The sequence below is a fragment of the Streptomyces sp. NPDC104367 genome (genome assembly GCF_055583825.1).
In genome coordinates, this window is sequence record NZ_JBVJND010000036.1 from 32,787 (window position 1) to 53,406 (window position 20,620).

At 70.7% G+C, this 20,620-nt stretch carries 17 protein-coding genes and 1 pseudogene; 14 read left to right on the plus strand and 4 right to left on the minus strand.

The genetic code is table 11. The annotated features are described in order from the left end of the window. Positions 1 to 58 precede the first annotated feature (58 nt). The 5 genes from ACZ619_RS38015 (at position 59) to ACZ619_RS38035 (ending at position 5,148) form a co-directional block, all read left to right on the plus strand. On the plus strand, positions 59 to 943 hold the full coding sequence (locus tag ACZ619_RS38015; protein ID WP_469609166.1) for a helix-turn-helix domain-containing protein: 885 nt from the start codon (positions 59 to 61) through the stop codon (positions 941 to 943). Between the two features lie 185 nt (positions 944 to 1,128). Further along, complete coding sequence (locus ACZ619_RS38020; protein WP_469609169.1) at positions 1,129 to 2,211, plus strand: ABC transporter substrate-binding protein; 1,083 nt, start codon at positions 1,129 to 1,131, stop codon at positions 2,209 to 2,211. A 48-nt stretch (positions 2,212 to 2,259) separates the two neighbouring features. Continuing rightward, entirely contained in the window at positions 2,260 to 3,330 is a 1,071-nt protein-coding gene (locus ACZ619_RS38025) for an iron chelate uptake ABC transporter family permease subunit (protein ID WP_469609172.1), read from the plus strand. Further along, positions 3,327 to 4,412 (plus strand): FecCD family ABC transporter permease, encoded by a 1,086-nt coding sequence (locus ACZ619_RS38030; protein WP_469609174.1) that lies wholly within the window; start codon positions 3,327 to 3,329, stop codon positions 4,410 to 4,412. Before ACZ619_RS38025 ends, ACZ619_RS38030 begins: the two co-directional genes overlap by 4 nt. 484 nt (positions 4,413 to 4,896) lie before the next feature. Continuing rightward, positions 4,897 to 5,148 (plus strand): hypothetical protein, encoded by a 252-nt coding sequence (locus ACZ619_RS38035; protein ID WP_469609313.1) that lies wholly within the window; start codon positions 4,897 to 4,899, stop codon positions 5,146 to 5,148. Between the two features lie 14 nt (positions 5,149 to 5,162). Here the strand turns inward: ACZ619_RS38035 and ACZ619_RS38040 are convergent. From ACZ619_RS38040 to ACZ619_RS38050, 3 genes and pseudogenes are all read right to left on the minus strand, one after another. Then, a pseudogene (locus ACZ619_RS38040) lies at positions 5,163 to 5,555 on the minus strand (class I SAM-dependent methyltransferase); the annotation flags it as partial. Between the two features lie 24 nt (positions 5,556 to 5,579). Then, entirely contained in the window at positions 5,580 to 6,089 is a 510-nt protein-coding gene (locus ACZ619_RS38045; protein ID WP_469609306.1) for a P-loop NTPase family protein, read from the minus strand. Between the two features lie 221 nt (positions 6,090 to 6,310). Beyond that, on the minus strand, positions 6,311 to 9,460 hold the full coding sequence (locus ACZ619_RS38050) for an FG-GAP-like repeat-containing protein (protein WP_469609176.1): 3,150 nt from the start codon (positions 9,458 to 9,460) through the stop codon (positions 6,311 to 6,313). A 363-nt stretch (positions 9,461 to 9,823) separates the two neighbouring features. Here ACZ619_RS38050 and ACZ619_RS38055 point away from each other — a divergent pair, with 363 nt between their 5' ends. The 9 genes from ACZ619_RS38055 to ACZ619_RS38095 all read left to right on the plus strand — a co-directional run bounded on the left by ACZ619_RS38055 (position 9,824) and on the right by ACZ619_RS38095 (position 19,647). After that, positions 9,824 to 10,057 carry a S1 RNA-binding domain-containing protein gene (locus tag ACZ619_RS38055; RefSeq protein ID WP_469609179.1) on the plus strand — a complete coding sequence of 78 codons (234 nt, stop codon included), beginning with the start codon at positions 9,824 to 9,826 and terminating at the stop codon, positions 10,055 to 10,057. Positions 10,058 to 10,252: 195 nt separating this feature from the next. Further along, positions 10,253 to 11,338 (plus strand): integrase core domain-containing protein, encoded by a 1,086-nt coding sequence (locus ACZ619_RS38060; protein ID WP_469609308.1) that lies wholly within the window; start codon positions 10,253 to 10,255, stop codon positions 11,336 to 11,338. Positions 11,339 to 12,343: 1,005 nt separating this feature from the next. After that, positions 12,344 to 12,562, plus strand: a complete 219-nt coding sequence (locus tag ACZ619_RS38065) for a hypothetical protein (protein WP_469609181.1) — start codon at positions 12,344 to 12,346, stop codon at positions 12,560 to 12,562. Positions 12,563 to 13,556: 994 nt separating this feature from the next. Then, positions 13,557 to 13,898, plus strand: a complete 342-nt coding sequence (locus ACZ619_RS38070; protein ID WP_469609184.1) for a hypothetical protein — start codon at positions 13,557 to 13,559, stop codon at positions 13,896 to 13,898. A 99-nt stretch (positions 13,899 to 13,997) separates the two neighbouring features. Further along, positions 13,998 to 15,830 carry an acetate--CoA ligase gene (gene acsA / locus ACZ619_RS38075; RefSeq protein ID WP_469609187.1) on the plus strand — a complete coding sequence of 611 codons (1,833 nt, stop codon included), beginning with the start codon at positions 13,998 to 14,000 and terminating at the stop codon, positions 15,828 to 15,830. After that, the gene (pdhA, locus tag ACZ619_RS38080; protein ID WP_469609189.1) at positions 15,827 to 16,828 is read left to right on the plus strand and encodes a pyruvate dehydrogenase (acetyl-transferring) E1 component subunit alpha; all 1,002 of its coding nucleotides are present in this window, start codon (positions 15,827 to 15,829) and stop codon (positions 16,826 to 16,828) included. The genes acsA and pdhA overlap by 4 nt, the downstream gene beginning before the upstream one ends. Further along, a complete protein-coding gene (locus ACZ619_RS38085; RefSeq protein ID WP_469609191.1) occupies positions 16,825 to 17,874 on the plus strand; it encodes an alpha-ketoacid dehydrogenase subunit beta in 1,050 nt (349 codons plus the stop codon). Before pdhA ends, ACZ619_RS38085 begins: the two co-directional genes overlap by 4 nt. A gap of 1 nt (position 17,875) precedes the next feature. Beyond that, positions 17,876 to 19,366 carry a 2-oxo acid dehydrogenase subunit E2 gene (locus ACZ619_RS38090; protein ID WP_469609194.1) on the plus strand — a complete coding sequence of 497 codons (1,491 nt, stop codon included), beginning with the start codon at positions 17,876 to 17,878 and terminating at the stop codon, positions 19,364 to 19,366. A 5-nt stretch (positions 19,367 to 19,371) separates the two neighbouring features. Continuing rightward, positions 19,372 to 19,647: an acyl carrier protein gene (locus ACZ619_RS38095; protein WP_469609196.1), complete on the plus strand. Its 276-nt coding sequence runs from the start codon at positions 19,372 to 19,374 to the stop codon at positions 19,645 to 19,647. A gap of 65 nt (positions 19,648 to 19,712) precedes the next feature. On the opposite strand, the gene ACZ619_RS38100 is transcribed toward ACZ619_RS38095, so the two are convergent. Further along, the gene (locus ACZ619_RS38100) at positions 19,713 to 20,558 is read right to left on the minus strand and encodes a CBS domain-containing protein (protein WP_469609199.1); all 846 of its coding nucleotides are present in this window, start codon (positions 20,556 to 20,558) and stop codon (positions 19,713 to 19,715) included. Positions 20,559 to 20,620 lie beyond the last annotated feature (62 nt).

Here is a 20,620-nt window from a genome sequence, read left to right on the forward strand (position 1 = left end):
CCATACCGGCGCGGAAACGCCAACGGCCGAGGGGCCGCCGGGGAGCAGGAGGGGCCGGATGAACAGGGGCGGCGTGATCGGCCTGGAGCGCATCGCCATGGACCGGGGGCAGAAGTTCCAGCGGCACGTCCACGAGGACGACCACCAGCTCGCCTGGGCCAGCACCGGCGTGATCATGGTCGACGTCGAGGACCACTACTGGGTGCTGCCCACCTCCCTGGCTCTGTGGATCCCGGCCGGGACCTGGCATGCGACGAAAGCCCTCCGACGCTCCTCACTGGAGGGCATCTACCTCGATGCCGCCGGTACGGCGCCCGGCTGGGACGAACCGACCGTGGTCGCCGTGTCGCCGCTGGCGGCCCGTCTCATCGAGTACCTGTCCGGCGAGTTGACGGACTCCGCGCGTGTGCACGCCGAGACCGTCCTGCTGGAGGTACTGCGGCCGACGGCGAAGGCCGCGGTCGAACTGCCGCTCCCGGCCGACGACCGCGCCCGCGCGGTCGCCGAGATCCTGCTCGCCGACCCGACCGACCAGCGCAGCCTCCAGGAACTCGCGCGCCAGGCGGGGGCGAGCCCCCGGACGCTGCTGCGCCTCTTCCTCGCCGAGACCGGACTCACCTTCAACCAGTGGCGCACGAACGCGCGCCTCCAGGCGGCGATGACCTTCCTCGCCGAGGGACTTCCGGTCGCCGCGGTCGCCGACCGCGTCGGGTACGCGACGGCGAGCGCGTTCGTCGTCGCCTTCCGCCGCGTCACGGGACAGACCCCCGCCGCCTACTTCGCCTCCGGAGGCGCGCCCGACGACCCGCGGACCACGACGGCACCAGGCGACGGCCTGGACGCCACCACCGCCACCACCGCCACCACTGCGGCCGCAACCACTTCCGCCGCCGCCCGGAACGCCGGACCGCGCACCCCGGGCCCCCTGCGCCTCGTGCGCTGACGACACCGATCGCACTCACGCCACCGACTCCACCGATGGCGCACAGGCGAAACCGTGGCGAACGCAGACGATCCGACGGCGATCCACTTTCTTGTCGCCGCCCTCATCACCTCCCTAACCTAGTTAGGCAAGGCAAACCTAACTATCGACTTCCTTGTGTCTGCTCACCACGCAAAAGGAGCATCATGTCCCTCACCGCGCCACCCGCGTCGCCCGCCCCGCACCGGGGTCCGCGCCGACGCGGCCGCACCCGCACGGTCCGCACCCTCCTCACCGCGGTCGCCGCGACCGGGCTGACGATCAGCCTCGCCGCCTGCGGCGGAGGCACCACGGCGGATTCCGCGTCGGCCGGCGCGACGGCCTCCACGGCGACGTGGACCTACACGGACGGCTCCGGCACCGCCTTCACCCTTCCGGCCCACCCCAAGATCGTCACCACCAGCGGCATGTACCTCGCTCTCCACGAACTCGGCGTCGACCCGGTCGGGGTGCTCTCGGTGAAGCCCGCGGCCGACGATCCGGGCTGGGCGGGCGTCGACATCGACAGCATCCGGTGGTTCGGCATCGCCGACGACATCGATCTGGAGGCGCTGGCGGCCGCCCAGCCGGATGCCGTGATCGCCGAGTACGACAAGCCGAACAAGGCGTACTGGGGATACGGCGACAACACCAAGGGGCAGGTCCGCACGAAGCAGTTCACGAACCTGCTCGGCTTCGACATCAGCGGCGACGTGTCCACGATCATGGAGCGGGTCTCCACGCTCGCCGGCGACCTCGGCGCGGACCCGGACTCGGCTTCCACGGTCAAGCTCAAGAAGGAGTTCACCGAGGCCGCCGACCGGGTGCGGGCTGCGGCGGCCGACAAGCCCGGGATCACGGTGGCCCGGCTCGGCGCCGACAAGTCCGGGGTGTCCTTCGGCTGCACCTCGGGCCAGGTGGACGAGGCCTACTGGAAGCAGCTCGGACTCAAGGTCCAGCAGGGCCCGGGATGCAACAACGCCGACGGCTCCTCCAGCTACTGGGGGCAGAGCGTGAGCTGGGAGAACGTGTCGAAGTACCCGGTCGACGTGTGGATCGGCAACGACGACGCCGACCCCGACACGGACACCCTGAAGGCGTCCTCCGTCTGGAACACGCTGCCGGGGGTCAAGGCCGGGCAGTACTACACGATCTCCACGTTCCCCGCGCTCTCCTACAGCGCGTACACCTCGAACCTGAACGCCGTCGCCGACGCGGTCCAGAAGTCGAAGACCGTGACCGGCACATGAGGTACCAGGTGAAGAAGACGGATGAATGAGCAAGTGAGTGAGTAACCGTTGAGCGCCCTCGTACGCGACGGCGACGACACGCGGCGAGTCCCCCCGGCCCTACCGCAGGGGGGACTCGCCCGGCAGGTCGCCACCCGCACCCTCTGGCTCGCGGCCGCGGCCGCCGTCCTGGCCGCCGTCATGCTGCTGAGCGTCACCGTCGGCTCCGGCGACATCCCTCTCCGGGCCGTCTGGCACGCCCTGTTCCACGACAGCGGCACCGAGAGCGACGTCATCGTCCGCGGCCTGCGCGTCCCCCGCACCCTGCTGGGCGTCCTGGCCGGCGTCGCCTTCGGCGTCTCCGGCGCGCTGATCCAGGGCATGACCCGCAACCCGCTGGCCGACCCCGGCGTGCTCGGAGTGAACGCCGGCGCCGGATTCGCCGTCATCGTCGGCATCCGGTTCCTCGGCCTGACCAGTCTCTGGCAGTACGTCTGGCTCTCCTTCGCCGGAGCCGTCGTCGCCACGGTCGTCGTCTACGTCATCGGTTCGGCCGGCACCGCAGGGGCCACGCCCGTCCGTCTCACGCTGGTCGGCATCGCCTTCGGCGCCGTGGTCGGCGGCATCGGCAGCGGTCTGACGCTGCTCGACCCCGACACCTTCGAACGGATGCGCACCTGGACCGTCGGCAGCCTCAGCGGCGACCCGATGTCGCTGGTGCTGTCGGTCACCCCGTTCATCGCCACCGGCACGGTCCTGGCCCTCATGGTCGCCCGGCCGCTGAACGCCGTCGCCCTCGGCGACGACCTCGCCACGGCCCTCGGGGCGAACCTCACCCGCACCCGTGTGCTCGGGGTGATCGCCGTGACGCTGCTGTGCGGCGCCGCGACCGCGGTCGCCGGCCCGATCGGCTTCGTCGGCCTGATGGTCCCGCACATCGCCCGGTGGCTGCTCGGTCCCGACCAGCGGTGGATCATCGGCTTCACCCTGATCGGCGCACCGACGTTCCTGCTAGCCGCCGACATCGCAGGACGGCTCGTCGTGCGCCCCGGCGAGCTCCAGGTCGGCCTGATCACGGCGGTGGTGGGAGCCCCGGTCCTGATCGTCCTCGTCCGGCGCAGGAAGGCGAGCGGTCTGTGAACCCCCACCACCTGCCCGAGGCCCCCGCGCCGCCCGCCCCGGTCGGCCTCGGTACCCGGTCGGTCCGCCACCGCGGCCGGCTCGTCTCGTTCCGCGTCGGACTGCGCACTGTCGTCGTCTGCGTGGTGCTGGCGGTGCTCGCGTCGGCCGTGGTGATCGTCTCGCTCGGGAGCGGGTCCTACCCCCTCTCGCCCGCGCAGGTCGTCGACGCCCTGCTCGGACATGGCGCGTCCTTCAGCCGGACGATCGTGGTCGAATGGCGCCTCCCCCGGGTGCTGCTCGCCCTGGTGTTCGGCATGGTGCTGGCCGCCTCGGGCGCCCTGTTTCAGTCGCTCACCCGCAACCCCCTCGGCAGCCCCGACATCATCGGGTTCGACTCGGGCGCCTACACCGGCGTCCTGCTCGTGATCCTGCTGCACGTCACCGAGGACGACTACTACAGCCGTGCCGCCGCGGCCCTGGCCGGCGGGATGGTCACCACGCTGCTGGTCTACGTACTGGCCTACCGCAAGGGCCTGCAGGGCTTCCGTCTCATCATCGTCGGCATCGCTGTCAGCGCCGTCCTCGGCTCCGTGGACACCTATCTCCTGCTGAAGGCCGACCTCCAGGAGGCGATGGCGGGCGCGGTGTGGGGAACCGGCACCCTGAACGGCGTGGGATGGCCCCAGGTGCTGCCCGCGACCTGCGTCTCAGTGGTCCTGCTGCTCGCAGCGGCAGTCGCCGGCAGGCCGCTGCGGATACTGGAGAGCGGCGACGACTCCGCCGCGTCGCTCGGGGTGAGGGTCCAGCGAACGCGGGCGGCCGTGGTCGTCATCGGCGTGGCGCTCAGCGCCTCGGTCACCGCGACCACCGGACCGATCGGCTTCGTCGCCCTGGCCGCACCCCAGCTGACCCGCCGGCTCACCCGGGCGAGCGGCCCACAGCCGCTGCCCTGCGCACTCATGGGAGCCCTCCTCCTGGCCGGCAGCGACTGGATCGCCCAGCACGCCTTCACTGTCCAGGTCCCAGTGGGTGTGGTCACCGTGAGCGTCGGCGGCCTCTATCTCCTCCGGCTCCTCCACCGAGAAGCACGCCGGAGCTGACCCGTGTCCGCGAGGCGTTCGACTGCGCCTACCCGTGGAACTGGCCTCGCGGGGTGGGTGAGATGGCAGTCATGCCATCTCACCGGCTCGACAGGGGCTCACTGGTAGCGGGGTTGATCGCGAATCCGACACCGTCCGGCTGTCAGGTGTACAACCGCAAAGCGTCCCGTACCGGCCGGAAGGGATTCTCAACGCTCAACCCGATGTCGGAATGGGTGTGGTCGCCCGAGCCCGTGCACGAGGGGGTGGTGACTCTCCAGGAGTGGAAGCAGGCGCAGGTCGTCACTGCTGCACTCAGGGGAGCGGCAGGCAGCGGGGCGCTGTCGCGTATCCGTGCTTCGGCCCGCGCCCTCGGACTCACCGTCAGCGCAGGTGAAAGCAATGGGACGGACACGGCCTTCCGGATCGGGGACCGACAATTCTTGCCCACCCCCATACCGGACACGATCGCACAGCAAGTCATCGACGACATGAGGAATCGGGCATGAACCAGACCATCGAATGCCTCGCCGTCAGGAGCGGTCGGACGTGGGTCGTCCACCTTGCCGAACTGGGTGTCTATGGCCACGGCCGGACGCTGAAGGCACTGCGGCAGAACGTCACCCAGCGCCTTTCGCTCGTCGGCGTGGACTCCGAGATCGAGATCATCCCGGTAACTCCGGAACTGGAGGCTCTGCGGGTCGCCGAAGACCTGGCGATCTGCCCGACGACATCCTCGGGGCGCGGCGAATGGTAGAGGCAGAACGCCGAGACGACGATGTCACTCGGCCCGTCGGGCAGAGGGAGGTCGTGGAAGTCGCCTTCGACGAAGTCCACCGTGCTGTCGGGCAGGTCCTTGGCGCGCTCGCGGGTCTGGGCGAGCAGGGGGGCGGCGTCCAGGCCCACGACGCTCTCGGGCGGAGCTGCTCGGCGATGACGCGGCTGCTCGTGCCGCGACCGCAGCCGATGTCGAGCACCACGCCGAGCCGGTCTGGCCGGGCGTGGTGGGTCTGCACCAGGCTGCCGATCGTCTCGGGCACTGGGTGGCCGGCGGTCTTGGCGCGCATCAGGGCGCTGGTCCGCCCGGCCAGCCGCGAGGCGTGTCCGTACAGCTCTGACTGCCGGGCGGGGTTCAGGAACGGGTTGGGCTCGTTCATGCCGCACCCCCTGACCGGGGGCGCGGACCGGTCAGGACCGCTCGGCGGCGACCTTCCGCAGCCAGCGGCGCGTCTGACGCCGGTTGGCCAGCAGCACCACGTCGGAGCCGGAGCCGAACTCCTCGATCTTCGCCATCACGCGGGGCCGCATCTTGCGCCGGTACGTGGCGACATACTTGATCACGCCCCAGTGGATGCGGTTGTGCACCCCGTTGCCCTTGTGCCCGGCCCCGTGCCGGATCTGCCGGGAGAAGATCCCGTACTGCGCCGCCACGGTCGACACGTCCATCAGGACCACCGTGTCGCGGGCTTCGAGCCGCACCTGCAGCGTCGAGTTGTAGTTGCCGTCGATCACCCACCGCGGCTGCGCGACCAGCTCGCGCTGGACGTCGGTGAACTTGTCCGTGGGCAACGCGTTCCACTCGTCGTCGTAGAACGCGGCGTCCAGGTGCGTCACCGGGGCGTCGAGGATCCTGCCCAGTTCGCGGGCCACGCGGGATTTGCCGCTGCCTCCGCAGCCGACGATGGCGACCTTCTTCATGGTGCTCGGATCGCGCATCCGCTTCAGGGGTGATTGGACAGAGGCGGCCGGGCGAAGTCCTACTCGGTATCGGAGTGTGGCGGCCGGTGTCGGGGGCTCGGTGATCGTCCTGTGGTTCGGTTACGCGTTGTTGTTCGGTTGTGCCGGCCTCGCTTCCGAAACGTCGGCCTGTGTGGGGCGGGTGGCGACGGCTTTCGTGGCTACCCGCCCGACGGGTTCGGTCACGGGTCGGCTTGGTTGCCTCCGAGGTTGAGCCAGGCGCGGGTGGCGCCGTTGGTCGGATCGACGACGAGGTAGTCGTCGAGGCCGTCGCCGGAGACGTCGGCGAGGGTGACTTCGACGGGGAAGCCCATCACGACGCCGTAGGCGACCTTCTTCTTGGCGGTCCACTGGTTGGTGAAGCCGCCGAGGTTCGTCCAGCCGTAGAGCGCGTTGTTCTCGCCGGGATCGCGCAGGACGTAGTCGGCGCGTTCGTCGGTGTTCATGTTGGCGAACACGGTCTTCTGGGTGACGGTGGCTTCCTGGGGCTGGGCGAGGAGGCCCTGTGCGGCCCAGCCGCCACCGCCGGGTGCGTTGGTGCCGTTGTTCTTCCAGGCGGTGACGGAGTGATCGAAGGCGACGAGGAGGTAGTCGTCGTCGCCGTCGCCGTCGATGTCGGCGAACTGGACTTCGTGTTCGGGTGCGGTGGAGGGGCCTGCGGCGATGACGCCGACGTTGGTCCAGGCGGTGATGCCGTTGGTGAAGGGGCCGTCGTTGCGCCAGCCCCGCACGCGGCCGTCGGTGTCGTCGACGACGAGGTAGTCGTCGCGTCCGTCGCCGTTGTAGTCGGCGAACACGACGCGTTCGGTCGCGCTCGGCGAGACGCCGTCGGCGACTCTGCCGATCTTGGTCCAGGCGGTGATGCCGCGGGTGGCGACGTCGTCGTTGCGCCAGGCCTCGACCTCGCCCGTGGGGCCGACGAGGAGGTAGTCGGCGTCGCCGTCGCCGTCGAGGTCGGCGAAGCGTACGGAGCGGGCGTTGCCCGCAGCGTCCAGGAGGTGGTCGCCGTAGAGGCCGATCTTCTTGAAGCCGTTCTCCTTGTCGGTGCGGGTGGCGACCTTGTCGTTCGCCCAGGCGGTGACGGTGCCGTCGGGGTCGATGACGAAGTAGTCGGCGTCCCGGTCGGCGTCGGCATCGGCGAACTGCACGGCCTCACCGCCGGTCCCGGTGCCCGCCGCGATCTTCCCGATGGACCTCCAGCCCTTGCGCAGGTCCTCGGGCACGCTGTCGTTGAGCCAGGCCTCGGTCGAGCCGTCGCTGTGCACGATCAGATAGTCGGCGTCCTTGTCGCCGTCGAGGTCGGCCAGGCGGACCTTGGAGCCGGGGTAGCCGACGCCGCCGGAGATCAGACCGAGACTCGTCCAGGCACTGTGCCCGTTGACGAAAACGTCGTCGTTGAGCCAGGCGTCGATCGAGCCGTCGTCATGGACCACCAGGTAGTCGTCGTCCAGGTCGCCGTCGAGGTCGGCGAAGTGGATGTCCGTACCGCCGCCGGTCCCGGTGCCCTCGGCGATGGTCCCCATGTAATGCCAGGCGCTGCCGCCGTTGATCCACACGTCGTCGTTGCGCCAGGCCCGCACCGCACCATTGCCGTCGACGACGAGGTAGTCGGCGTCGTGGTCACCGTCGATGTCGGCGAACCGGACCTGGGCTCCCCGGCCGGGCACGCCGTTGCCGGCGGCGACCTTGCCGCGGTTCACCCAGCCACCTGTGATCTTCGTCCACAGGTAGACGGCACCGGTGTCGGTCACGATCGCGTAGTCGGTCTTGCCGTTGCCGTCGAAGTCCGCCAGCCGGACCTGTCCCCGCACCCCGGCACTGGAACTGTCCGGGTTGATCGGGCCTTCCGCGATCCGTCCCAGTTCCTTCCAGCCGCCACCGGCCATCAGGCACGCGGCCGAGTTCGCGGTCGCGTCCGGGGCGTCGACCACCCACCCCTTGGCCACCATCGTGGTGACCGCCTCGCTGAACCTCTGCGCGATGTAGGTGTATCCGATGTCGTTGGGGTGCAGCGTGTCGAAGAGCATCGACTCGGTCATCGGCCCCAGTTCCGCCAGCATGACCTTCTGTCCGGCGGCCTGCCGGTCCTGAACCAGCGACCGCACCTGCACGTTGTAGGCGTCGCGTCGCTTCTGCGCCTCCGGGTCGTTCTTCACCGGCACGATCGTCGCCACCGCGATCGCCACGCCCGGGGAGGCCTCCTGCAACTGGTCGATCAGAGCGCCCAGCCGGGCGGGCGCCTCCGCGACGTCCTTCTCCTTGTAGACGTCGTTGGTGCCGGCCATCAGCGTCACCACGTTGGGGCGCATCAGGGTCGCGTCCCGTACCGCCGGAGGCGCCATCTCAGCGATCAGGGAACCGCGGTTGCCCTCGTGCTCGGGATCGGACATGTCTCCCGAGGAGTTGCAGCCGATGAAGTCCGGCTCCATCCCCTGCACGTCCAACGCGTCCCACAGCATCTTGCGGTAGCCGTTGCCGTCCGACGACCCCACACCGTAGGTGATCGAGTCGCCCACCGGCAGCAGTCTGACTCCCGCCGCGTTCGTCGGCGGCGGGCCCCACTCGATGATCCCGTCCGGAAGCATGTCGGCCATGTCGCTCAGGACCTCCGCGACCCAGTTCGCGGCAGCAACGGCCCAGTTCCAGGCCACTGCCTTGAGCGCCATGCTGATGTAGCGCAGCAGACCGGGGAATTCCTTCTCCATCCACTTCACGAAGGTGCCTCGCGCAAACCCCCATAGCGCCCCCTTGAGCGCACCCAGGAAGGTATTGGCGATGGCCTTCGGATCCCCCAGTGTGTGGTCGAAGAACTGGATGATGAGTCCTCGGATGAGCGCCCCGGTGAATCCGGCGATACTGGGGCAGGCCACGACGAGCTCGGGGAAGAGTGCCAGACAGGCGATTTCGGTCTGGGTGCCGGCCAGATAGGCCATCGCCTGGGCGAAGGCCCACTGGAGCCAGGTTTCCGAGGTCTGTACGTCCGAAGCCTGAATGGTGAGGGACAGGCCCGTGTATCCCGCGGTCATGCTCGTGGTGCCGTCGAAGTCGGCCCACCTGTCGCCGCTCTCACCCGGGATGCCCACCGGGTACTGCTCGATGTGCGACCTGATGGTGTCACTCAGCCGGGGGTTCTCGGCGTCCACCTCGTCGAGTCTCTTCTGCATGGCGACCGGGTCGTAGGCGGCCCCCGCGTCCAGGGTGAAGGTGAGACTGCCGTCGGCCGCGGTCACGACCGAGGCGGCGAACGAGCCCACCGACTCCTGCGCGGTCTCATCCGTCGCCGCGGCTGCCGGTGTGACGGCCCCGGCCACCAGCAGGGCCAAGGAGACCACGAGCGCCACCAGACAGTGCGGAACTAATCTCGACCAGGGTCTCTTTCTTCCCGCTCTCAATCTCCGCATTCAGTCTTTCCCTTCACTAAAAGGACCCGGACCGGCGTGAGCAAAAGCACCGAACTCGCTTATTCATGCGCAGGAGTGTCGTACCGTCAGGGCCTCGCGGATTTCTATGCGGCCGAGTATGGCGACAGGAAATCGACGCGTAAAGTAATTCCCTTGAGCTGGAAAAAATGGCCGGACCGACCCGCTTGACTCCCTGGGCGACACGGTGGAGGCGAACGGCGCCTTCGCTTCGAGCGTGTCTCCCTGCGGGTCGCCCAGCCCGACCCCTTCCAGGCGCTCGCCGACAGCACCGCGTTGGGGCAGACACTCCGGAGCCAGGTCACCAGGCTGCTCCCGTACGGCATCCTCGTTCAGATCGCCGACGGAGTCGAAGGGCTGATTCACCTGCGAGCACCCGCCCCGGCACCCGTTCGTACTCCGGCGGATGCCGTCCAGGCGGGCGATGAGATCACGGTCGTCGTCACCAACATCGACCGGGAACGGCGCGGGCTGGCGCTCTTCAGGCTGGGACCGTCCGGGCCCTGGTGACCCCTCTGCCGGGCCGCAGCGACGATTTCAGTGACGCACCCAAGGCTCCACGGACTCAACTACCTTACGTCCGAACGTGGTTGGCGGTGGTTCCTGTAACGGGTCCGTGTACCGCGGCAGGCGCAACCTGTGGGGCTCGTAAAGTCGTCGCTGCACGTCGGAGCCATGATCGGCTGCGGCTGGCAGGATGACCCGGTGATCGTCTCGCTGCTGTACAAGGTGGCCCGCAGGCTGCTGGCCGTCCCCGGCGTGCTGCTGCGCCATGACACTGCGAAGGACGCAGAGGTGCTGGTGCTGCGGCACGAGAACGCCGTGCTGCGGCAGCAGTTGAAGACCCAGGTTCGCTACGAGCCCTCCGACCGGCTGTGGTTTGCGGCGCTGTCCGCCCTGATACCCCGTCACCGCTGGAGCCGGGCCTTCCCTGTCACCCCAGGCACGCTGCTGGCCTGGCATCGCCGGCTGATCGCTGCGAAGTGGGACTGCAGCGCGCGGCGCGCACGCACCGGTCGCCCGCCCACCGCGGCCGCCCTCAAGCGCTTGGTGCGGCAACTGGCACACGAGAACCCGCGGTGGGGGCACCGGAGAATCCAAGGAGAACTCGCCCGGCTCGGGCACCCCATTGCCTCCTCCACCGTGTGGAAGATCCTCAACGCCGCCGGCCTCGACCCGGCCCCACGCCGCACCGGCCCGACCTGGCGCGATTTCCTGACCGCACAGGCCGACGGCATCGTGGCCGCGGACTTCTTCCATCTGGACACCGTGCTGGGGAAGCGTCTGTACGCCATGGCGTTCCTGGAGCACGGCACCCGCAGACTGCACGTGACCGGGGCGACCGCGCACCCGGCGGCCGCGTGGATGGTGCAGCAGGCCCGCAACACCGCCGTCAGCTTCGGCGAACGCGACCGGTCACCGCGGTTCCTGCTGCGCGATCGGGATGCGAAGTACACCGCGGCCTTTGATGCCGTCTTCGCAGCGGAGGAGGCCGAGGTGCTGCTCAGCGCACCCCAGGCGCCGCGGATGAACGCGCACTGCGAGCGAGTGATCGGCACCATCCGTCGCGAAGCCCTCGACCACGTCCTGATCCTGAACGAGGCCCACGCCACACGGATACTGGCTGAGTTCGCCCGGCACTACAACACGCATCGGCCGCACCGTGCCCGGCACCAGCGACCTCCCGAGGCCACCGAGCCGACCACCCCCGTCCACAACCTCGAAGACCGCAGACTCCTCCGAGCCCGTATCCTCGGCGGCACCATCAACGAGTACCGATATGCGGGCTGAGCAGCAGCGATGACTTTTCGAGCCCCACAGGTTCAGCACCCGCTCCGCGATCGCCAGCTCGTCCCGCTCAGCCTGGACCTCCTGGAGTTGCTTGGCCAACTCCTCGGCAAGGGAGTCCAGTTCGCTCCGGTGGGCAGTGATCCACTGCCGCTCCTGCATCCCCCGCGCCCTCCCGCGTTCTCACGGCGTCCCGACCTGCTGACGGATCGTAGGCGGGGGCGGCCGTGGGCGCAGCCGAACCCGGCATCCCGCCGGAGCTGGGCCTGCCCGATGGTCTACACCGTGGTCATCGGCCGCCGACCGGCACGAATACCCAACTCGTCATTCACACCAGACCCGTGACCTGCGACTTCACGATGCACACCGCTCATTGACCACCCGGTCCACCAGCTCTGGCGGGCACGACCGGGTCAGGGCTCCCAGCCCCAGCCGCTCCAGACGGGATATCAGCACACCGGCTCAACGGGCCTACAGCCTCAAAAGCAACGGCATTGTCATCCACTCGACAAGGGGAGGTACTCATGCCAACTCCGAAGACCGGTAACTCCGTTGCGGGGCTACGAAGACGGCAATGGGGAGGCAGTGCCTCTTCCTGAGGGGACGCCTTGAGCGATGCGGTGCGGTTCTGGGGATTGCTGCCCGCTGACTGCGGGAGCCAGGGCGCATAAGGTGGTAGCAGCTCATCCCGTGAGGGGTGGGTGGTGTGCCGGGAAGTCTGGTCGGCGGTTCATCCGCCGTGCCCGGAAGGCTTCCCGTGCAGCTCAGATTCTCTCCTCTCAGTCCTGGCCGGACCGCCGTCCGGCCGCGCGGTGAGCGGGCCGTCGGCAGGTGGCGGCGTGTCCGCCGGAGAGTTCCGCGAGCGTTCGCCCGGGCGCCGGCGTCATGGACGCAGGCCTCGGAAAGGTCATCGATCTCGCCCCTGGGATGCGTACCGCCGCTGGCGGCTCGCCACCGACGGAAACCCCCTCCAAGCCCGTAACTGTGCGACAAGACAAGAGTCCGGCGATGTCATCTCCGAACGTCCCCTCCACACCGCCTCCGCCCACTCCGCTGGAACGAGCGGTCCAGGAGGTCCTCACCTGCTTCGACGCCTACGCCCGCATCCTCGCGGCGGGCAACAGTCTCCTGTCCTCCTCCCGGGGCGGGCCACGCGAGGAAGAACGCACTTTCGGTGAACTCCAGCAGGCCGTCTCCCGGCTACACGCCGCTTCCCGGTCCCGGTGAGACCAGCCGGAGGCCGTCAGCCAGGCGCGGCCGAGGCGCCGAGCCGGCTCTTGCCCACGCGGAGCGGCCTTCCGCTGGACACGCAATGATCACGGTCGAGCCGTTTCCCCCGCGGCCGTCCTCCACGGGATGCCACGTCGCCCGTGCACCTGGCTCACGCTGTCCAGCCGGAACACATCAGCGGAGGGCATGACCGCCCATCCGGGTATCGCTCTCGACAGGACGACCGCTCGTGGCCTCCGGTTCACCGGGCCGGTGGTGGTTCCGGTCACCCACTCGTGGATGGCTGTCTGCCCAGAGCATGGTTCTGTGCCTCGACAGGCTCCGGCTCCATACGGACCGCGTCAGCGACCTCACCGGGCAGCTGGCCCGTACCGGCGGCGGAGCAGCGCTTCACATCGTGCGCTGCTTCAACGGCACCGACCACGCCCAGGCAAGCACCGCGGATGCCGCCAAAATCTTCGGCCGGCATCTGGACCACGGTTGCCGACGACCGCCACTTGGCGCGTCCCCTCGATGACTCACCGCTGCTGGACGACGTCTCAGGAGCCGCCCGACCAGGACAGTGAACCGGCTGCCCACGCCGCCGCCGGCTCGCGTCCCTCGGCGTTGCGGCACGTCGGCGTGGTCGACGCCCGCGGATCCGGCCGGACCGGTGACGGTGTGCCGCGTGCGGTCCGGGGCCGTTTGACGTATCCGAGGCCGTTCGGCCCATTGCGAGGGCATCGGACAGAGACGAGACTTGTGTACAAGCGGTGAAGGCGCATGACGAGGCACATTCCGTCCGGCAGGCCCCCGCAGCGGAGCCTTGGCCGCGGCAGCGTTCGCCCGCGAAAGCGCGCGGACGGCACGGCGCGGCACCGACAGGCTGAAGCGTGCTTCCCCCCCATCGTGCGGCGACGCCCACGACCGCGTTGCATTCCCATCGCTTGAGGCGCGGCCGTCCGTCTCGCACCTTCCCCTGGTGCGACACGAGACAAGGAAAGGTCCAGCCATGCACACTCAGCGCGCGAAGCGCCTCTTCGCGGCTGCCGCAGCCGGCGCCCTGATGGCCGGCGGGGCCGCGATCGGCGCGGCCGGGACCGCGATGGCGGCTCCGGTCCACGACTACTCCTACTCCCACCACTCCGACCGCGGCTGCGGCGACGACTGGTGGGGCAACGACTGCTACGGCGGCGGTTACGGCGGTGACCACGGCGGCTATGGCGGTGACCACGGCGGTTACGGCGGTGACCACGGCGGCTATGGCGGTGACCACGGCGGTTACGGCGGTGGCGGCGGTGACCACGGCGGCGGCGGTGGCGGTGGCGGTGGCGGAGGCCACGGCGGTCGTTGATCCGACGAACAAGGACGTGGTGTGCGGCTCCGTCACCGGTGCCGCACACCACGGCGTCGGCCGGGCGGACGACCGAAAGGGCCCGGAGAGGAGAGCCGCATGCGGGAGGAGATCATCCGGAAGCTCACCCCGCCCAGGGTGGCCCCCCATCTGCGTGACTACGACGAGGAGTGCGCGGGCTTCTCGTGGTCGCGGGAGCGGGCCGGACTTCGGGGGCTGCCGGGCGGACAGGGGCTGAACATCGCGTACGAGGCCGTGGACGTGCACGCCGCGTCGGACCGCGCCGGAGCGGTCGCGCTGTGCTGTGTCGGCCGGGACGGCTCGCTGACCCGGGTGACCTACGGGGATCTCGCCCGCGCCGCGGCCCGGTTCGCCAACGTGCTGCGCGGTCTCGGGACCGGCCGGGGCGAGCGGGTGGTCACGCTGCTCGGCAGGTGTCCCGAGCTGTACACGGTGGTCCTGGGGACGCTGAAGAGCACCGCGGTCCTGTGCCCGTTGTTCTCCGCCTTCGGCCCGGAACCGGTGGCGCAGCGGCTGCGGCTGAGCGATGCCCGGGTGCTGGTCACCACGGCGGAGTTGTACCGCAGGAAGGTCGCCGGACAGCGCGACGAGCTGCCCGCGCTGCGGCATGTGCTGATCGTCGGCGACGGCGCGGAGACGGCGGCGGGCACGCTGTCCTTCGACGCGCTCATGGCCGACGCACAGGACACGTTCACCATCTCGCCCACCTCGCCGGACGACATGGCCCTGCTCCACTTCACCAGCGGCACCACGGGGACGCCCAAGGGAGCGGTCCACGTCCACGGGGCGGCGGTGGCCCACCGCGTCACCGCGCGGTACGCACTCGACCTCCACCAGGACGACGTGTACTGGTGCACCGCCGATCCCGGCTGGGTCACCGGCATGTCCTACGGGATCATCGCCCCGCTCATGCTCGGTGTGACGGTCGTGGTGGACGAGGGCGACTACGACGCCCGCCGCTGGTACCGGATCCTCGCCGAGCAGCGGGTGAGCGTCTGGTACACCGCGCCGACGGCGCTGCGCATGCTCATGCGGACGACACCGCGGAGCGGGCCCTACGGCCTGCCCCGCTCGTTCGACCTGAGCGCGCTGCGGTTCATCGCCTCGGTCGGCGAGCCGCTCAACCCGGAGGCCGTGCTGTGGGGGCGGGACGTGCTCGGGCTGCCGGTGCACGACAACTGGTGGCAGACCGAGACCGGCGCCATCATGATCGCCAACTTCGCCGGCTGCGACATCCGCCCCGGCTCGATGGGGCGTCCGCTGCCCGGTGTGACGGCCACGGTACTGCGGCGCGGCGAGGACGGGCGGGCCGAGGTGGCGGACGGGCACGTGAGGGAGCTGGAGGAGCCCGGTACGGAGGGCGAGCTGGCGCTGCGGCCCGGCTGGCCGTCCATGTTCAGGGGCTATCTGCACGACGAACGGCGCACCGCCGCCGCCTTCGCGGACGGCTGGTACCTCACCGGCGACCTGGTACGGCGCGACGCGGACGGCTGGTACTGGTTCGTCGGCCGTGCCGACGACGTCATCAAGTCGGCTGGACACCTAATCGGACCGTTCGAGGTCGAGAGCGCCCTGATGGAACACCCGGCGGTCGCCGAGGCCGGGGTCATCGGCCGGCCCGATCCCGTCGCCGGGAACATCGTCAAGGCGTTCGTAGCGCTGCGGCCCGGCTTCGACCCGACCACGGCCATGCGGCAGGAGCTGCTGGCCTTCTCCCGCCGTCGGCTGGGACCGGCGGTGGCGCCCCGCGAGATCGCCTTCGACCAGCGGCTGCCGCACACCCGCAGCGGCAAGGTGATGCGACGTCTGCTGCGGGCACGCGAGCTCGGTCTGCCCGAAGGCGACATCTCCACCCTGGAGGAGACCGGCCACGGTCCCTCCTCCCCCGACAGGACGGAGCGACCCGCATGAGCACCACTCGCACCCGCCCGAACCGCCAGGCCGCCCACCGGCTGGCCCTGCTGGAGTCGATGCTGCGCGTCCGCAGGTTCGAGGAACGCTGCGTGGAGCTGTACAGCGCGGCACGCATCCGGGGCTTCATGCACCTGTACATCGGCGAGGAGGCGGTCGCCGTCGGCGTCAACGCGGCGCTCACCGACGACGACGCGGTCGTGTCGACGTACCGGGAACACGGGCACGCGCTGGCCCGCGGGGTGCCGGCCGAGGCGATCATGGCGGAGATGTTCGGCAAGGCGACCGGCTGCAGCCACGGCCGTGGCGGCTCAATGCACCTGTTCGACGCCGCGCGCCGCTTCTACGGCGGCAACGCCATCGTGGGCGGCGGACTGCCGCTCGCGGCCGGCCTCGCCCTGGCCGACCGGATGGCCGACCGGTCCAGGGTGACCTGCTGCTTCTTCGGCGACGGCGCCTTCGCGGAGGGCGAGTTCCACGAGACCGCCAACCTCGCCGCCCTGTGGGGACTGCCCGTGCTGCTGGTCTGCGAGAACAACCTCTACGCGATGGGCACCGCACTGGCCCGGCACCAGGCACAGACCGATCTCGCGCTGCGCGCCGCCGGGTACGGCATGGCCTCCTGGGCCGTCGACGGCATGGACGTCCTCGCCGTCGAGGACGCCGCCCGGCGAGCCGTCGAAGGAGTGCGCGGCGGAGGCGGCCCGCACTTCCTGGAGATGCGCACGTACCGGTTCCGGGCCCACTCCATGTACGACGCCGACCGCTACCGCGAGAAGGCCGAGATCGAGCGCTGGAAGGAGCGTGACCCGGTCGAGAACTTCGCCGGCCGGCTGCGCGAGGCGAAAGAGCTGTCCGACAGGGCCCGCGCCCAGCTGGAGGACCGGCTGGCCGCCGAGCTCGACAGCGCCGTGGAAGCGGCGGAGCGAGCGCCCGAGGAATCCGTCGAGGACCTCCTGAGATACGTCACCAGCCCGGTGGAGGCGACCTCCTCATGACCGCGACCCGCACCCGTACTCCCAGATCCGCAGCCTCCTCCGGCGTGAGGACGACCTACCGGGAGGCGATCCGCGAGGCTCTGCGCGACGCGCTGCGCGACGACGAGCGGGTCTTCCTGATGGGCGAGGACGTGGGCCGGTACGGCGGCTGCTTCGGCGTGAGCCTGGGGCTGCTGGAGGAGTTCGGACCCGACCGGATCAGGGACGCCCCGCTGTCGGAGTCCGCGTTCGTCGGCGCGGGCATCGGCGCGGCCCTCGCGGGCATGCGGCCGATCGTCGAGATCATGACGGTCAACTTCAGCCTGCTCGCCCTGGACCAGATCCTCAACAACGCGGCGACCCTGCTGCACATGTCGGGCGGCCAGCTGCCGGTACCGATCGTGATCCGGATGACCACCGGCGCCGGACGCCAGCTGGCGGCCCAGCACTCGCACAGTCTGGAGGGCTGGTACGCGCACATCCCGGGCCTGCGGGTCCTGGCCCCGGCGACCCTCACGGACGCCCGGCACATGCTGGCCCCCGCGCTCGCCGACCCCGATCCCGTCCTGGTCTTCGAACACGGCAGCCTCTACAACGTCTCCGGCGACCTGCCGGCCGACGCGGGCCCCGTCGACCTGGACCACGCGGCCGTCCGCAGGCCCGGCACCGACGTCTCCCTGATCACCTACGGCGGCTCCCTTCCCAAGGCACTCGCCGCCGCCGACGACCTCGCGCACGGCGGGATCAGCGCGGAGGTCGTCGACCTGCGTACCCTGCGCCCGCTGGACGACGTCACCGTCGGCGACTCGGTCGCCCGTACGCACCGGGCCGTCGTCGTCGACGAGGGCTGGCGCACCGGCAGTCTCGCCGCCGAGATCTCCGCGCGACTGGCCGAGCGGCACTTCTACGACCTCGACGCCCCGGTCGAACGGGTGTGCAGCGCCGAGGTGCCCATACCGTACGCGCGCAGGCTGGAGGAGGCGGCGCTCCCCCAGACGGCCGGAATCGCCGCCGCCGCCCGCCGCGCGGTCGGTGAGGCCGTGCCGACAGGTGGAAGGCCGGGCTGACATGACCGAGTTCACCATGCCCTCACTCGGCGCGGACATGGACGAGGGGCTGCTGCAGGAGTGGCTCGTGGCGCCCGGCGACCGGGTGCGCAAGGGCGATGTCGTGGCGGTCGTGGAGACCGACAAGGCGGCCGTCGAGGTCGAGTGCTTCGCGTCGGGCACCGTGGGCAGGCTCCTCGTCCCGGCGGGCACCCGGGTGCCCGTGGGGACGCCGCTCGCGGTCATCGAAGCGGGGGCCGGGACGGATCGGGCCGCGGCAGCCGAGCCGGCGGCACGGGAAGCGGCCGTACCGAAGGCGGCACGGGAAGCGGCCGCGCGGAAGGCGCCGCGCGGGCCGGCCGTCCCGCCGGGCGAACCCGCCGAACCCCGGCCGAAGCCGGTACGTCCGCGGAAGAAGCCGCCGGACAGCCGCGCCGCCTCGGAGGCGACCGGCACCGCGCAGTCCCCGCCGCCCCTGTACGCCGAGACCGCCTCGGCGGTCGGCGCCGGGCCGCTGGTGCGGCACCTGGCCGCGCTGCGGGGCCTCGACCTGGCGACGCTGCACGGGTCGGGCCCCGGCGGACGGATCACACGGGCCGACGTGGCACACGCCCCGCCGCCCCACGGGCCCAGGGTGCGCTCCACACCGTACGCGCGCCGGCTCGCCCGTGAACTGGGCGTCGATCTGACGGAGGTACGGGGGACGGGCGACGGCGGGGCGGTGCGAGCGGCCGACGTACGCGACCGCGCCGGGGCGGGCGGGCGGGAGCGGCACCGGCCGGCCGGCCCACGGTGCGCACCCGTGGCCGTGTCCGCCGCCGAGCCCACGGAACAGCACACGGAACGGCACACGGAAGCGATGCGCCGGGCCATCGCCGAACTCATGAGCCGATCCAAACGGGAGATCCCGCACTACTACCTGTCCACCACCATCGACCTCGCGGCCGCCCAGGACTGGTTGCGTCGGTTCAACCGCGGCCGTCCGCCCGCCGACCGTCTCGTGCCCGCGGCTCTGCTGCTGAGGGCCGCCGCCCTGGCCGCGCGCGAGGTGCCGGCCCTCAACGGTCACTGGCAGCGCGACGGCTTCGTCCCCGCGCCGGTGGTCAATCTCGGCGTCGCGGTCTCGCTCCGGCGGGGCGGACTGCTGGCACCGGTGATCCACGAGGCCGACACCCTGCCGCCCGACGCCCTCATGCGGCGCCTGAAGGACCTCGTCGAGCGTGCCCGCCGGGGACGGCTGCGCGGCAGCGAGACGTCCGGTGCCACCCTGACCGTCACCAGCCTGGGCGACCAGGGCGTGGAGAGCGTGTACGGAGTGATCCACCCGCCTCAGGTGGCCCTGGTCGGCTTCGGCGCGGTCGTCGAGCGGCCCTGGGCGGTGGGGGGCATGCTCGGCGTACGCCCGGTGGTGACCGCGACCCTGGCCGCCGACCACCGGGCCACGGACGGTGCCGTGGGCGCGCGCTACCTCACGGCGGTCGACCGGCTGCTGCGCGAACCGGAGGAGCTGTGAGCCCTGTGAAACCCCTGACCGACGCGGAGGCCACTTCGGTGATCAAGGAGTCGATCACGCGGATCGTCCCCGACGCCGACTTCGCCCTCGTCCGCCCTGACGACAGGTTCCGCGACGTGCTGGAACTCGACTCGCTCGACTTCCTCAGCCTGGTGGAACTGCTGACCGAGCGCACGGGAATCCGCATCGACGAGGAGGACTACTCCGAACTCACCACGCTGTCGGACGCCACTCGATTCCTGGTCGGCAGGTCCAAGAACGCCTCCGGGCCTCTGTCCTGAGCCCTGCGGGGACAGTGCGGGCGCGTGTTCACCCTGCAGAACGTCGGAGCGCGAGGCCCGCAGCGTCAGGCGGCGGTGAGCAGGTTCTTCACCTCGGCCACGTCGGCCATCACCTCGATCTCGGCCACCAGCCGGTCTCCGGTCGCCGCCGGCGCCCGTCCCGAGAGCTCGACGACGCCGTCGTGCACCGTGACCGCCACGGTCCTGCGGTCACCCGGGGGACAGACGGCGCGGATCCTGTCCTCGACTTCCGCCCGTATTCCGTCGTCGTCCCTGATCAGGGTCTGGAGCAGGGTGTCGCGGCCCACCGTGCCGACGAGCCGGCCGTCGTGGTCGACGACGGGCATCCGCTTCAGCCGGGACAGCGCGGCGAGCCAGGCGGCCTCGGCGACGGTGGCTCCCGGGAGCACGGTGATCGCCGGACTGGTCATGAGATCGGCCGCCGTCTCGCCGTGCGCCTTGTCGTACAGGCGCCGCCGGCGCAGGCTGTCCGCCGGCCCGTGGCGACGCCCGACCGCCTCGACGGCCACCTTCGCCAGCAGGTCCGACTCCGAGACGACACCGACGACGTGGTCCTGCGCGTCCACGACCGGCAGGGCACCGACCCGCTCACGCGCGAGCAGCCGGGCGATCTCCCGGTACGGGAGGTCGTCGCGCAGGGCGGCGGCGGGCACGTCCATCACGTCCCGCACCAGCGGCGCCCCGGCACCTGCCCGCGCGGCGGCGGAGGCGCTCCCGGAAGCCGACGGCAGCTCTTCCTCCGGGCCCGTGCGTCCGGCCGCGGCGGCGACCACGGCGCCCAGATAGCGCACCAGCAGGTCCTGCCGTGAACTCTCACCGGGGCTCCAGGGCCGGGAGGACAGGGACCGCCGGGCGTCGGCGCCGGTGGAGAAGTTCTCGTGCTGGTTCACGGCGGCCTCCTGACTCCGTCGGGTTGCCCGCCGTTCCAGTCTTCCGCTTGCCCCAGAACCGT